Raw genomic sequence first — 13,254 nt, 5'->3', positions numbered from 1 at the left:
CGCGGGGCAATGGACCAACTCTTCGGCTAGGAGATCGTCGCGATCGTGGCGTTCGCCTTGACTCGCTCACCCTGCTGAGCCGCCAGCGAGATCTGGCCGTCGCGGGTTGCCTTGATCTGGGATTCCATCTTCATGGCCTCGATCGTGGCAATTGGGTCGCCCTTGGCAACAACGTCGCCGTCAGCCACGAGCCACTCCACGATGGTGGCTTCGTACTTGGTGGTCACGGCGCCCGCGGCATCAGAAGCCGGAGTGGAAGCCTCGGCCGGGGCTGCGTTTTCTCCGCCGGTGCCGAGGAGGGCGACGGGGAAGCCGATGGTGTGGAGTTTGCCGTCGATTTCGACGACGACGTTGCGGCGTTCGTCGTAAATGTGCTCGATGTCCACGTTGTTGTGGCGCTGCGACGGCGAGTAGTTGTGGTCCACCCAGTCGGTGTAGACGTCGAGGGTGTCGCCGGTCAGTTCCGGGGCGACGACCATGTCGCGGTGGAACGGGATGACGGTGCGCACGCCTTCGATGGTGAACTCGGACAGAGACTGCTCGGCGCGGCGCAGGGCGGTGGCGCGGTCCGGGCCCCAGATGATGAGTTTGCCCATCAGTGAGTCGTAGTAGGGCGGGATCTGCCCGCCGGTGATTACGCCGGTGTCGACGCGTACGCCGGGGCCGGTGGGGGCGTCGAAACGCGTCACGGTGCCCGGCGACGGGGCGAAGCCGTTGGTGACGTCCTCCGCGTTGATGCGGAATTCGAAGGCGTGGCCGTTGATCTGTGGGTCGACCGAGTCCCCGGAGACGAACGACAGCGGCAGCCCGTCGGCGATGCGGAACTGCTCGGCGATGATGTCCACGCCCGTGACGGCCTCGGTGACGGGGTGCTCGACCTGCACGCGCGTGTTGACCTCCAAAAACGACACGGTGCCGTCCTCGGAGACGATGTATTCGACGGTGCCGGCGGACTGGTAGTTGGCCTTGCGGATGATCTCGCGTGCGCCTTCTTCGATGGCGTTGCGTTGCTCGTCGGTCAGGAATGGCGCGGGGGCTTCTTCAATGAGTTTTTGGAAGCGGCGCTGGGTGGAGCAGTCGCGGGTGCCAAGTACGGCGACGTTGCCGTGGGCGTCGGCAAGCACTTGCGCTTCGACGTGGCGTGGGTGGGTGAGGAACTTCTCTACGTAGCATTCGCCGCGGCCGAACGCTTCGCGTGCCTCACGTCCGGCGGATGCGAAGCCCTCTTCGATGTCGGCTTCGTCGAAGACAACTTTCAAGCCGCGACCGCCGCCGCCGAATGCAGCCTTGATGGCGATTGGCATGCCGTGTTCTTCGGCGAAGTCACGCGCTTCCTCCCACGTTTCCAGTGGTTCGCCGGTGCCGGGTGCGAGTGGGGCGTTGGCTTCGACGGCAAGCGCGCGGGCGGAGAGTTTGTCGCCGAGCAGTTCGATGGCGTCGGGCGATGGGCCGATCCATGTGAGGCCGGCTTGTTCGACGGTGCGGGCGAAGTCGGCGTTTTCGGAGAGGAATCCGTAGCCGGGGTGGAGGCAGTCGGCGCCGGCGCGGTGGGCGATTTCGATGAGTGCCGGGATGTTCATGTAGGTCTCGGCGGAGGTTTTGCCGGGTAGGAGGTAGGCCTCGTCGGCGACTTGGGTGTGGAGTGCCCCGGTGTCGGGTTCGGAGTAGACGGCGATGGAGCGGATGCCGAGGTCGCGTGCGGTGCGTGCGATGCGTACGGCGATTTCGCCGCGGTTGGCGATGAGTACTGCGTTTAGAGTCATTACAGGGTCCTAACTGGGGCGTAAGTGCGTTAGAGGGAAAAGCGTTCGAAGCGGAGTTTGGCGCCGGGTGGGAGTTGGGCGGCGATGTCGACGTCTTCGTTGATCACGGTTGCCATGACGGGGTATCCGCCGGTGACGGCGTGGTCGCGGAGGAACAGGACGGGTTGGCCGGAGGGCGGGATTTGGATGGAGCCTGCGACCATGCCTTCGCTGGGGAGTTCGCCTTCGCGTTCGCGTGTGAGGGGGACGTCGGATTCGAGTCGGAGGCCGACGCGGTTGGAGTCGGCGGTGACGGTGAATGTGGTGTTGAAGAAGCGTTCGACGGCGTCGTTGCTGAACCAGTCGTCGCGGGGGCCGAGGACGCAGCGTACGGTCCCGACGACGTCTGTTCCGTCGCGTTCGACACGGAGGGGGTTGGTGAGTAGTGAGTTGGCGGATTGTGGTTTGGCTAGGGACATGGCGATGGTGTCGCCGCTGTGGAGTGGTTTGGGTCCGAGGCCGGAGAGCATGTCGGTTGCGGCGGAGTTGAGTTCGGTGTCGGCGATGAGCCCGCCGCGCACTGCGATGTAGGTGCGGAACCCGAGGCGCGCTTGCTTGACGACGACCTCAGCACCCGCCGGGACAATCGTCGGCGTTGCCAGCAGTACGGGCCTTCCGCCGACGGTGACGTCCGTGTCGGCACCGGTGACGCAGATGACGGTTTCGGTCAGTGCGGTCATGGTGAGCCCGCCGATGTTTTCGAGCAGGGTGGCGTTTCGTTTGTTGCCTACGGCTGCGTTGGCGGTGCGGGCGGAGGCGCGGTCGGCGGAGCCGGAGGTGGTCACGCCGAGGTTGCCGTTGCCTTGGCGGCCGAGGTCTTGGTAGAGGGTTTGCAGCCCGGCGTCGTCGAGTGTGAAGACGGGGCGGCGTGGTGGGGTGGCGAGGTGGTGGCGGGCGAGGGTGGTGTCGTCGTTAAGTGCGTCGACTGCTCTGTAGTGCACACGGTCGCCGGGGGCGACGAGGGCGGGCGGGGTGGCGGTTGAGTCCCACATTGGAGTGTTGGTGGTGCCGATGAGTTGCCAGCCGCCGGGGGAGGTGCGTGGGTAGACGGCGGAGAATTCTCCGGCCAGGGCTACGGCGCCTGCGGGCACGGCGGTGCGTGGGGTGTCGCGGCGCGGGATGCTCAGGGCGCGGGTGGCGTCTTCGGGGACGCAGTAGGTGAAGCCTGGGGCGAATCCGCCGAAGGCTGCGACCCAGGTGGTGGAGGTGTGCCAGTCGATGAGTTCGTGGGTGCTCATGCCGAGCGATTCGGCCAGCGGGGCGAGGTCTTCGCCGTTGTAGAGCACGTCGATGGCGATGTCGCGCGGTTCGGTGTGTTCGGCGGCTGCGGGACTGTAGGTCTGCAGCGTGTCGATTGCCTTGGTGGTCGCGGTGGGCGAGTCGAAGGTAAGCAGTACGGTGCGTGCGGCTGCAACGACGTCGGTTTGGTGGTCGAGCGGGCTTGCCGTGAGTGCGGCGTAGTAGTTCATCACCGTGGCCAGGTCGGGCAGGTCGACGATGAGGCCGCGGGTGCCGACCCGTTTGATGCTGAGGGTCATAGGACGCTCGCGATCGTGATGTTTTCGTCGCGAAGCTTAGCGACGACACTGCGTGTCAGCTCGACCGAGCCGGGGGAGTCGCCGTGGACGCAGACGGATTCGGCCTGCACTTTGACTTCGGTGCCGTCGATGGCGGTGACGGAGCCGGTGGAGGCGACCTGGAGGACGCGTTCGGCGACGGCGGCTGGGTCGTGCAGGACGGCGTTGGGTTCGCGGCGCGATACCAGCGTGCCGTCGGGGTTGTAGCCGCGGTCGGCGAACGCTTCGCGGATGACGCGCATGCCGGCTTTTTCTGCAATGTCGACGGCAACACCGCCTGGCAGCAGCATGACGGCCAGGTCGGGGCTGAACGCTTTGATGCCGTCGATGACGGCTTTGGCGTGGGCCTCGTGGTGGACGATGGTGTTGTACAGCGCGCCGTGTGGTTTGACGTAGCGCACGCGCATGCCGTGGACGCGGGCAAGCGCGTCGAGGGCGCCGATTTGGTAGAGGGTTTCGTCGGCGAGTTCGCCGGGCGTGTAGTCCATGAATCGGCGGCCGAAACCGACGGGGTCGTTGTATGCCACGTGTGCGCCGAGTGTGACGTTATGTGCTGCGGCGTCTTTGAGCGTTCCGGCTATGGAGTGGGGGTCTCCAGCGTGGAAGCCGGTCGCAACGTTTGCGCTGGAGACCATCTGCAGCATCGCCGCATCGTCTGCGACCGGGTTGCCCGCAGTCGTTTCACCGAGGTCGGCGTTGAGGTCGATATGCATGACCCCAGTTATACCGCTGTTCGAGTGTGACCCCGAACATAAGGGGGGTGCGGGGCTAGATGAGCTGCCCGCTGTTGATTTTCTCGATCATCTCGATGATTTCAGTGCTCAGCTCAATCAGTTGGTGCTGGAGGTAGTCGGATGCGCCCTGGCGATCGTCGGCACGCAGCAGCTCCACGATGTGCTCATTAATGCCGATGAAACGGCGGTTGAAGGAGGGGTCCTTCTCCAGAATTGGGAGGGTGGCTAGGCGGAGGAAGGCGTCGAGCTGGTCCATGGTGTCGCCGAGGGTCTTTGAACCCATCGAGGACAGTACGACGTGGTGGAATGCCTGGTTCACAGCGATGAACAGGTCGTCGTCCTGTTCCTCAATTGCGGTGCGGCCTTCGGCGTTGAGCTCCTCGAGGCGGTCGACGTCCAGGTCGGTACCCCATAGCAGTGCAGCAGGTTCGATTGCTGCACGTGCGCGGAAGGTGTCGGTGATGAATTCCGCTGTTGGGGTCGCGAGGAACACACCGCGGTTGGGGATGCGCTCGACCAGGCCTTCAGCGGTCAACATTGCGAAGGCTTCGCGCAGCGTATTGCGAGATACCCCGAAGCGGTCAGCGAGGGCCACCTCGTTGAGCTTCTGTCCGGGGATAAACTCACCGCGCGAAATCGCTCTGCGAACTTCGGCGGAAACGTTATGTGCAAGCATGGCATCCGTTTAGGTCAGCGTTACCGGGACTTTTTGAGTGACCCGGTACGGTATTGAAAAGGTTTCGGGAGAAGTATAGCCCATAGATTGTTCAACAATGTCTTCCCTCGCGAGATAATTGTTGTGTCGTTTTTGTCTGTGAGTACGGTTATACCTATGAGCCAAGCTAAAAAGCCGCCGAAGTTGTCCCGTGATGCCTATGAGCAGGAGTTGCTGCGCCTCCAGGCTGAGTTGGTTGCGATGCAGCAGTGGGTCGTCGAAAACGGCGAGCGTGTTGTGATCATTATGGAGGGGCGTGACGCTGCGGGCAAGGGCTCCGCAATTAAGCGCATCACCCAGTACCTCAACCCGCGTCAGTGCCGTGTGGAGGCGCTGCCGAAGCCGACGGACCGCGAGGCGGGTCAGTGGTACTTCCAGCGCTATGTGGAGAAGCTGCCGACGGCAGGCGAGATCGTCATCTTTGACCGTTCCTGGTACAACCGTGCCGGCGTCGAGCGCGTGATGGGCTTTGCCACCTCTGAGGAGTACCGCCGCTTCCTGCACCAGGTGCCGATCTTTGAGCGCCTGCTGGTTGAGGACGGCATCATGCTGCGCAAGTACTGGTTCTCCGTTTCGGATGAGGAGCAGTACAAGCGCTTCCAGTCGCGTCGCGAGGACCCGTTGCGTCAGTGGAAGCTTTCGCCGATGGATCTGGAGTCCATTACGAAGTGGGAGGAGTACTCCCGCGCGAAGGATGAGATGTTTGTCCACACCGATATTCCGGCGGCGCCGTGGTACACGGTGGAGAGCGAGGACAAGAAGCGTTCGCGCATTAACGTCATTTCGCACTTGCTGTCGACGATTCCGTATGAGCATATTGAGCCTGACCTCCCAGAGATTCCCGAGCGTCCGGCGATCACGGACTATGAGCGTCCGCCTCGCGACGAGTTCCGCTACGTGCCCGATGTCGCCGCCAAGTTGGAGAAGCGCAAAGTGGGCAAGGGCAGCAAGAAGAAAAAGAGAAAGTAGTTACCGGGGCAGCCACTGCGCAAGGAGCGCCCGGACCGGGGTAAGGGTTGATGCGTAGGCGAGACCGCCAAGTACGGCGAGCACGCCCACGGCGATGCCCGCGATCGCCCCAGGGCTGAGAGCAGTCGCCCCGAATGTCACGTTGAGATCCACTTCAGAGTCTTTTAGCAACGTGCCCTTCGGGTAGTGCCTGAGGGACTTCTCCATGCCGGTGTCCGACACCGTTGTCCGGTTGTGCTCTGCCACTGGTTTCGGCGGGGTGATCTCGCTGCCGAGTGTGAAGGTGACCAGCGGCTCGTCGTCCCCCTTGGCACCGACTGGCTTGTACGTCTTGTTCGCGACCCCGGCGAGGAGGTAATCGCCGTACAAAGTGGCGTTTTCCCCCTCTACCTTCAGCTTGAGGTCCGAGTACTTCACATCTACGGCCCAGCCGTCGTAGCCACCCGCATTCTTGTATCCCTGTACCTGCGCTGAGCCGTCGAGCGCGAACGTCCACGTCTTTCCGGTCCGCGTCGCGGAGGTGACCGGGAAGGAGAATTCAAGCGATTCCTGGTTCCACGTCGCGCCCCCGTCCGTGAGCACGCGACCTTGGCCTTTGATGACGGCCTGATGTAGAAAACCGCTGGAAATGGGCCACACAAATGTGCCGCTGACCTCGTCGGGGTCAGCCGAGGAGCTGTCGGCCGCGCTGGCAGGTACTGCCAGCACGGTGGTGAGCAAGAGCGCGGAGAACCCCGCCGCAGCGGCGTTTCGGGAGATGAGCATGGAGGCGAATCCTTTTCGAATCAAATGAGGGCCCCGCCGGACGGCGGGCCCTGGGGACAGTGTTTTAACGCACCAATTGGGGCAGTTGTGGAGGCTTGATGCCGAGGATTGACGCGGCCCCCTGTATGAGGGCGCCGAGCGCGAACCCTAAACCGGTGAAAGCCATCGCCAGTGCGATTGCCCGCGTGACTTGCGTAGCCGGCGAGCCGTCCTCCGTCGATGAAATCTCCGTGCGAGTGTCTTTTCTCCACGGTTTTGCTCTCAGCGACGGCAGGAGGACAAAGCAATAGCGCCACCGCCACCGCGGTGGACAATCGCGCCTTGCACATGGACGCTACTTGCCCATGAACTGGTTAATCAGCTTCTGGACCGAAGGCTGAGTCGCCGCAAAGCCCAGGCCACCCAGCACTGCGATGACCGCCATGACAATGCCGACGATTGCGCCGGTGCTCGAGCCGTCCTCATCGGTCGGCTTCGGGTCGGTCGGCTTCGGGTCAGCCGGCTTCATCTCCTCCTTCGGTGCCTTGAATGTGAGGTCGACGTCGACCTTCGAGTCATCCAATGGCTTGCCGACTTCGTAGCTCGAGCCGAAGATGTCGACGCCGAACTCGGTCAGCTTGGTCGGGGTGAACGTCGCAGACAACTTGTTGTCCTTGCCGGGCTTCAGCGCATCTGTGACCTCGAACTCTGCGATCGGCTTGTCGTCTCCGGTGGCGGTGGTGGGCTCAGAGCCCGGCATTGCGCCCTTGCGCACGTAATCCGCCTGCAGGACGCCCTTCGTGCCGTTGACCACAATCTTGAAGTCGGACATCTTGATGTCCATAGCGCCGTGGTGGCCCTCGATCGAAATGGCGCCGTCGAGGTCAATGGTGCCGTTGCCGTTGGCATCGAGGGCGGAGTCGGCGGCATTGACCGGAAGTGCGAAGTCAGCAAGCTTGCCGTCGCGAAGCACCTTCTCCGCGCCTTCCGTGGTTGTGATGGTGCTGGCGACGAACGGGGATTGCACGTAGCGCAGGAACGATTCCTTGATGTTCCAGTGCGCATTTCCCGACTCGATGGTTGGCGCATCCGCGAAGGCAGCGGGGGTGGCGAATGCAGTCGAGATCATGGCCGTGGCGGTGATGGCCGCGAGGGTGGTGGTGCGGGACATTGATGAAGCCTTTCGGTGAGTTGGTGTGGCGGATGTAGGTGCTACACCATTTGAATAGGCCAGGCTTACCTTAGCAAGGTATGCCTAACTTTTACAATGGATTGGGGGTAGTCGGGGTAGGACACCAGAGCCCGGAGGCTGGTTCGCTCGCCTCGTCGGGCGCCACAAAGATCCGCCCGCCGCTCCGTAGCACAGTGATGGGCCAGTCGTAGACGGAGCTGAGAATCGCGTCGTCGTACACCTCGTCAACGGAGCCTGCCGCTGTTACCTCGCCCGCCTTAAGACACACGACGCGGTCGCAATATCGCGCCGCGAGCTGCAGATCGTGCAACACGACGATGACTGTCACGCCGTGGCGGGCAAGCGCGCGAACGGCTCCCATCGTTTGTTCTTGGAAGTGGACATCCATGGCGGCCGTGGGTTCGTCGAGAAGCACGACCTGCGTTTGCTGCGTGAGCACCCGCGCGAAGGCTGCGCGGGCTCGCTCTCCGCCGGACAGCGTCACAATCTCGCGGTCCTGTAGGTGGGTGATCCCCGTCGCGTCGAGCGCCGCATCCACGATCGCCGCATCGTCCGGCCCACGGCCCCAGGGGTGGCGGCCCATTTCGACGACATCGCGCACGAGGAAGGAAAACGCCACGCTGACGTCTTGGAGCATGACAGCGCGCGTGCGCGCGAGTTCGGAGGCTGTGCTTTCCGACGCATCCTTGCCCGCCACCTCGACCACTCCGTGCGCGAGCTGAATGTCGCGCTTTGTGTCAAGTGGTTGTGAACGGGTCTGGGTGTTAGATCGTGATGGGGTGTGGGGTTTGGGCGGTTTGGGTGTTGGTACGGATGATGCTGACTTCTGCCGGAAGGTCTGTGCCAGCTTTGGTGTCCGGTAGTTGTGCGATGGCGCCTTCGCTCAGTGCGGTTCGCATCCCTTCTTCTCGCTTGCGTTGCAGGTTTATCCAGGTACCGTCGAGGACTGCTTGTGGTGGGTAGTAGTTGATCCCGCTGTGTGGGGTGGTGTTATAGACCGGCGCCCAAGCGCTGACCTAGGCGTCTGCTTCACCCAGCGTGGTAAAGGTTTTCGGATAGTACGTCCTGGTCTTGAGGGTGTGAAACACCGACTCGGCGTGTGGGTTGTCGTTGCTGGTATGCGGCCGGTTCAACGAGCGGGCCACACCATGTTCGGCGAAGAGTTTACCGAGTCGTTTGCTGGTCATCGCAGCACCGTTGTCGGAGTGCACGGTGTGCACATCAGGAAAACGAGTGAAGATGTCGGCGAACATCGCTGCTGCAAGTTAGCTGTTTTCTCGTTCTGCGACGACGAACCCGACGATGGCACGCGAGTACAGATCGATCACCATGTGCAACGCGAAGGTTTGCCCGTAGCACCGGCCAGGCAAAAACGTAATATCCCAGCACAACACTTGTCCGGGGGCGGTGGCGTGCACATGCGGCGGCGCGGCGTCGTGGCGGCGTTTGGCTTGTCTGGCTTTGGTGTTGTGGCGTTGGTGCAACAGTTTGCCGTGCGCTTTGGCCACCCGGTAAAAGCTGCGCAGACTCGCCAGATAGATCCCGTTGTTCAACGTGGCGTAAAACACCTGGTCCACCCCGCAATGCGGATTGTCGTCCAGCATTTCTACGATGCGTTTGACAGTGGCATCCGGCAGCCGGCTGATCCGGCGTTGGTGATACGGGATCGGGTTGTCGGTGCGCGGGCGCGGATGAGTTTCGTAGAAGACCCGGCTGCGCGACACACCGATAATTCCCATCGCCTTCGTTTTGGAGTAACCGACGGAAACAAGCTGATTGATCAGCGTTTCTTCCGCTTGGCGTCCTTGCTCGTAGAGGCGTTGTTGGGCGCCGGTGAGGACTTTTCCTCCGCGTCTGAGTCCACGCCAGGTGCTCCTGGCATGGACGTTACAGCTTTTCCCAACACATCAGTGGCCAACTCAGCCCGCTCTGCCCTTTCCGTCGCCTTATCCAGGGCACTCTGCATTGCTTCTTCCCGACGTTTCGCGTCGAGTTCAAGCTTGCGTTTATCCTGCGTTAGCGCGGAGATTTCCTTGCGCAGCTGCTGAATTTCAGCGCATTCATCCATCGTCAACGCTCCACCCCCCTTGGCCTTGTGCGTGTTGGCAGATCACCGTCCGCCACCATTGCTGTCCAGCGTCGCACGGTATGGGCAGCAAGTCCATGCGCAACCAACCAAGCTTCTTTCTGGCCATGCGGTACTAACCCGTACTCGACGACCACCTCACGGATGTATTCCGCACTAGGTTTTCCCAGATAGGCAGCATCCGCCAAGCGTTTGGCACGCTCGGTACCGTCGAGGCCGTCATCAGTGGTTTTCGATTTCTGCAATGCGCGGGCCCAACGCTTGAGATTGAAGTATTGGATCCCCTGCCGCGCACACCACAGGCCCTTCGTGCCATAGGGCAACAGGTTGTAAATCGTGATCATCTGCCGCTGCTGCGCTGGATGAAACCAACTGCCAGAACCGGTCTCGCGGAACGGGGAAAACACGAACGCCACCGCCTCAAGCGATACCAACGTCTCCTCATCGAGCACTTCCCCCGCCGCCAGCACACGCGGCGGCATCGCCAAAATCTCCTCAACCTCCTCACGCGACGTCTGAGACTTGACCTTCCGGGCAGCCACGGGGACCTCAACAGCCGATGGCGACGTCAACACCGACGGCACCGACTGAGGCAACTGAGAATCGGTCATGAACAAAACCTCCTACGGTTCGTTGTTCACAACCACCCTGGCACTAAGGGGCCCTGATCGCCTTGATCACAGGTGTGATCGCGTTCGGGGCGGCACCGGAAACATCTGGGGGGCGTTCCCTGCGAGCGTGGCGTTGGTGGCCGCGGTTCTCGGGCTGTCGTCACTGCCCTCGCACAAGGGCCGCGATGCCGGTGCTCGACTGGGCAAACGCGCGGGGATCGTCCTCGCGGTGGCTTGGGGTTTGATCGTTTGCTTGGCGGTGCTCGTGCTGTTTCTGGTGCCAGCGCAGTTCACGCTCACTGGCGGAGTGCTCACTGCGCTCGTGGCGGCTGGGGCGATCTGGGGTGCGATCGCCTACGTCGACAGGCGTTAGCGCGCCCGGCCTAGCCGGCGTGGGCCGAAAGGTCCTGGAACACCGCCTGGTTCAGGTCGAAAACGTGCTGGGCGGTGGAGATGATTCGTGCGCGCTCTTCGTCGTCAAGCTGCATCGCGTCGAGCGCTGCCTTGTAGTGCGCGCGGTAGTGCGGGATCTTGCCTACCGCGGAGAAGTCGTAGAAGTGCAATGCCTCGTCGGGCAGTGCGTACGCGTTCTGGAACACGCGTGCGAGCACCTGTCCGCCGGCAATGTCGCCGAGGTAGCGCACGTAGTGGTGGGCGATGACCTCCGGGCCAGAGTCCGGGGTGAGCGCCTCGAGTTCGGCAACGTAGCGCCTCGTGGCATCGAGTGGGGCGGTGGTTTCCTTCCAGCCGGCGCCGAGCATGGCGGTGAGATCGGCTTCGAGGGCGGGCACGCGCTCGAGGCGCTCGTCGGCGATCTGCGCCACCGCGGGGTGGGAAGCGGCGCGGCGCACCGCATCTTCGAGTGCCGAATAGATGTGGAAGTACTGCACTGTCAGCTCTGCTACGGCCGCCCGGTCCAGCTCGCCTTTTCCAAGCCTCGACATGAAGGGGGAATTCTCGGCGCTGGAGTGCGCAGTGGCGGTCTGGTCTTTGAGTGCGGCCGACAGTCGCTGGTCAGTGGGGGCGGCCATGGTCATCTGCTTCTCCAATCTAGGAATGAAGGGTAGGTTACCCTTAGTTACAGATTGAGGATATAGGTAAGCCTAACCTTCAATCAATCACCCAAAAGGTTGATCCGCTTCGGGCGCCCGCGTGGTGTGGATACGGTCTTGTCGCCGGGGATCCAGAACCGCCACGGGGCGTCTTTGTTTTTGGAGATCCCGATGCGGGGTCCTGCGACCCACTCCGGCTCCTGCGTGCGCGGGGTGATCTCCACCGGGGTGCCGTTGTCGCCTAACCCCAGTCCGAGAGCTTGGCCGAGGTTGCCTGGTCCGCGTGCGAGGTTTTCAAACGGGATTATGGCACGGTCGGGGCGTTGGCGTCGCTGGCGGGCGAGTGCTTCGCCGGTGATGATTTCGCCGCCGCGCATGAGGCAGCCTTGGCCGATGCCTTCGGGCGCGCAGACGATGTTGCTGTTGTGGTGGATGCCGTAGGAGAGGTAGACGTACAGTCTGCCGGGTGGGCCGAACATGGCGGCGTTGCGGGCGGTTTTGCCGTTGTGGGTGTGGGCGGCGGGGTCGTCGTCGCCGAGGTATGCCTCGACTTCGGTCAGGCGCACAGTCACCCCGTTGTGGGTGATGAGGCACCCCAGCAACTGCGGTGCGACGATGTCGGCGGGTTGGGTGAAGTCGATCATTTCAGCCATTGCGCAAGCTTATCGACGACCGCCTCGTCCCCATTTGACCCAATCACCTCGTCCGCGATCGCTTTGAGGTCGGGGTGTGCGTTTTCCATGGCGACGGCGTAGCCGGCGGCGCGAAGCATGCCGTAGTCGTTGAGGAAGTCGCCGAATGCTGCGGTCTGTGCAAGGGGGATGTCCAGCGTGTCGGCGAGCGCTTCGAGTGCCTGTCCTTTGTCGGCGTCTGGGTGCATGATGTCTAGCCAGTGTTTGCCGCTGACTACAGCGCGCAGCTCGGGGGCGTGTTTGCGGACCCAGGGCAGGGCGTCGCGTTCGGCGTCGGTTTCGACGTAGAGGGCGATTTTGATCACGGGGGTGGGGTGGTCGCCGAGCGCCGCCAGTGTTGTGCGGGAGGCGTAGTACTTGTCTACCTCGGCGTCGATGGCCGGTGGCAGCGGGAGGGTGGTGGCCACTTCTGGTGCACAGATGACGGTGTGGGCGGGAAATGGTGCGTCGGGAAGCGCTGCGATGAGGTTGCGGGCAGCATCCAGGGGCAGGTCGGTGGTGGAGACGACCTCGCCGCCGTGCCACACCACCGCGCCGTTTTCGGCGATGAACGTCTCGCATGCGGGGAACATGCGTTGCAGTGTTGCCAGTTGGCGGCCGGAGGCGGGGGTGAGGGTGACGGACTGGGCGGTGGCGTCGTCGTCAAGCTGCCAAAAGCGCTTGGGCACCTGGCCTTGCGGGGTGAGGAGGGTGCCGTCCATGTCGAGTGCGATCAGTCGTGGCGTCTGCATTGCCCACACCATACCGGTGTGATGTGGAACACTGGGCGACATGACTGAGTTTGTGAAGACCGAAGTACGCGGCACGACCGGGGTGATCACCCTCGACCGCCCCAAGGCCCTGAATTCTCTGAACCCGGAGATGGCACGCGCCATCGACGAAACGCTGAAGCGCTGGCGTGACGACGACACCGTCACCCAAGTTGTCATCCAGTCCTCTGGTAAGCACTTTTGCTCCGGCGGCGACGTCCGTGCCGCACGTGAAGGTGTCCTCGAGGGACGTCTGGAAGAGGTCGATGCGTTTTTTGCCGACGAGTACGCCATGAACTTAGACATTGCGAACTACCCCAAGCCGTACATC

General features: G+C 62.8%; 18 protein-coding genes. 3 read left to right on the top strand and 15 right to left on the bottom strand.

What is annotated here, in order from left to right; translation table 11 throughout:
- Positions 1-26: 26 nt before the first annotated feature.
- Genes HMPREF2617_RS05995 through HMPREF2617_RS05980 form a run of 4 tightly spaced genes read right to left on the bottom strand, consistent with a single transcriptional unit; the run spans position 27 to position 4,789 of the window.
- Positions 27-1,763 (bottom strand): acetyl/propionyl/methylcrotonyl-CoA carboxylase subunit alpha, encoded by a 1,737-nt coding sequence (locus HMPREF2617_RS05995; RefSeq protein ID WP_070840311.1) that lies wholly within the window; start codon positions 1,761-1,763, stop codon positions 27-29.
- 29 nt (positions 1,764-1,792) lie between these two features.
- Positions 1,793-3,340, bottom strand: a complete 1,548-nt coding sequence (locus tag HMPREF2617_RS05990) for a 5-oxoprolinase subunit B/C family protein (protein ID WP_070840310.1) — start codon at positions 3,338-3,340, stop codon at positions 1,793-1,795.
- Complete coding sequence (locus HMPREF2617_RS05985) at positions 3,337-4,092, bottom strand: LamB/YcsF family protein (RefSeq protein WP_070840309.1); 756 nt, start codon at positions 4,090-4,092, stop codon at positions 3,337-3,339. The genes HMPREF2617_RS05990 and HMPREF2617_RS05985 overlap by 4 nt, the downstream gene beginning before the upstream one ends.
- A 55-nt stretch (positions 4,093-4,147) precedes the next feature.
- Complete coding sequence (locus HMPREF2617_RS05980; RefSeq protein ID WP_070421271.1) at positions 4,148-4,789, bottom strand: GntR family transcriptional regulator; 642 nt, start codon at positions 4,787-4,789, stop codon at positions 4,148-4,150.
- A 156-nt stretch (positions 4,790-4,945) separates the two neighbouring features.
- Between HMPREF2617_RS05980 and ppk2 the strand changes: the two genes are divergently transcribed.
- Positions 4,946-5,797 (top strand): polyphosphate kinase 2, encoded by an 852-nt coding sequence (gene ppk2, locus HMPREF2617_RS05975; RefSeq protein ID WP_070421270.1) that lies wholly within the window; start codon positions 4,946-4,948, stop codon positions 5,795-5,797.
- Here the strand turns inward: ppk2 and HMPREF2617_RS05970 are convergent, their stop codons facing one another.
- From HMPREF2617_RS05970 to HMPREF2617_RS05940, 8 genes are all read right to left on the bottom strand, one after another.
- Positions 5,798-6,562, bottom strand: a complete 765-nt coding sequence (locus HMPREF2617_RS05970) for an HtaA domain-containing protein (protein WP_070840308.1) — start codon at positions 6,560-6,562, stop codon at positions 5,798-5,800. It lies immediately after the preceding gene.
- Positions 6,563-6,896: 334 nt separating this feature from the next.
- Positions 6,897-7,712: an HtaA domain-containing protein gene (locus HMPREF2617_RS05965; protein WP_070451790.1), complete on the bottom strand. Its 816-nt coding sequence runs from the start codon at positions 7,710-7,712 to the stop codon at positions 6,897-6,899.
- A 91-nt stretch (positions 7,713-7,803) separates the two neighbouring features.
- Positions 7,804-8,439: an ABC transporter ATP-binding protein gene (locus HMPREF2617_RS05960; protein ID WP_371326405.1), complete on the bottom strand. Its 636-nt coding sequence runs from the start codon at positions 8,437-8,439 to the stop codon at positions 7,804-7,806.
- A 58-nt stretch (positions 8,440-8,497) separates the two neighbouring features.
- Entirely contained in the window at positions 8,498-8,632 is a 135-nt protein-coding gene (locus HMPREF2617_RS12370) for a hypothetical protein (RefSeq protein WP_256381226.1), read from the bottom strand.
- A 117-nt stretch (positions 8,633-8,749) separates the two neighbouring features.
- A complete protein-coding gene (locus HMPREF2617_RS05955) occupies positions 8,750-8,986 on the bottom strand; it encodes a DDE-type integrase/transposase/recombinase (RefSeq protein WP_070451797.1) in 237 nt (78 codons plus the stop codon).
- A 12-nt stretch (positions 8,987-8,998) separates the two neighbouring features.
- Complete coding sequence (locus tag HMPREF2617_RS05950) at positions 8,999-9,472, bottom strand: hypothetical protein (RefSeq protein ID WP_070451801.1); 474 nt, start codon at positions 9,470-9,472, stop codon at positions 8,999-9,001.
- Between the two features lie 41 nt (positions 9,473-9,513).
- Positions 9,514-9,801 carry a hypothetical protein gene (locus HMPREF2617_RS05945; protein ID WP_070451804.1) on the bottom strand — a complete coding sequence of 96 codons (288 nt, stop codon included), beginning with the start codon at positions 9,799-9,801 and terminating at the stop codon, positions 9,514-9,516.
- A gap of 2 nt (positions 9,802-9,803) precedes the next feature.
- A complete protein-coding gene (locus HMPREF2617_RS05940; RefSeq protein ID WP_070451807.1) occupies positions 9,804-10,430 on the bottom strand; it encodes a hypothetical protein in 627 nt (208 codons plus the stop codon).
- Between the two features lie 127 nt (positions 10,431-10,557).
- Between HMPREF2617_RS05940 and HMPREF2617_RS11890 the strand changes: the two genes are divergently transcribed.
- A complete protein-coding gene (locus HMPREF2617_RS11890; protein ID WP_141739394.1) occupies positions 10,558-10,803 on the top strand; it encodes a hypothetical protein in 246 nt (81 codons plus the stop codon).
- A 10-nt stretch (positions 10,804-10,813) separates the two neighbouring features.
- Here HMPREF2617_RS11890 and HMPREF2617_RS05930 read toward each other — a convergent pair whose 3' ends face one another.
- From HMPREF2617_RS05930 to HMPREF2617_RS05920, 3 genes are all read right to left on the bottom strand, one after another.
- Positions 10,814-11,461 carry a biliverdin-producing heme oxygenase gene (locus tag HMPREF2617_RS05930; protein WP_070828941.1) on the bottom strand — a complete coding sequence of 216 codons (648 nt, stop codon included), beginning with the start codon at positions 11,459-11,461 and terminating at the stop codon, positions 10,814-10,816.
- Positions 11,462-11,544: 83 nt separating this feature from the next.
- The gene (locus HMPREF2617_RS05925) at positions 11,545-12,126 is read right to left on the bottom strand and encodes a DNA-3-methyladenine glycosylase (RefSeq protein WP_070451841.1); all 582 of its coding nucleotides are present in this window, start codon (positions 12,124-12,126) and stop codon (positions 11,545-11,547) included.
- A complete protein-coding gene (locus HMPREF2617_RS05920) occupies positions 12,123-12,905 on the bottom strand; it encodes an HAD family hydrolase (RefSeq protein ID WP_070840307.1) in 783 nt (260 codons plus the stop codon). Before HMPREF2617_RS05920 ends, HMPREF2617_RS05925 begins: the two co-directional genes overlap by 4 nt.
- Positions 12,906-12,945: 40 nt before the next feature.
- On the opposite strand from HMPREF2617_RS05920, the gene HMPREF2617_RS05915 reads away from it, so the two are divergent.
- Positions 12,946-13,254: enoyl-CoA hydratase/isomerase family protein (locus HMPREF2617_RS05915; RefSeq protein WP_210400824.1), on the top strand; the 309-nt coding region annotated here is incomplete at its 3' end.

It is taken from the genome of Corynebacterium sp. HMSC070H05, from assembly GCF_001837615.1.
GTDB classification, from domain to species: Bacteria; Actinomycetota; Actinomycetes; order Mycobacteriales; family Mycobacteriaceae; genus Corynebacterium; species Corynebacterium coyleae.
This window is presented reverse-complemented; position numbering and strand designations above follow the sequence as displayed.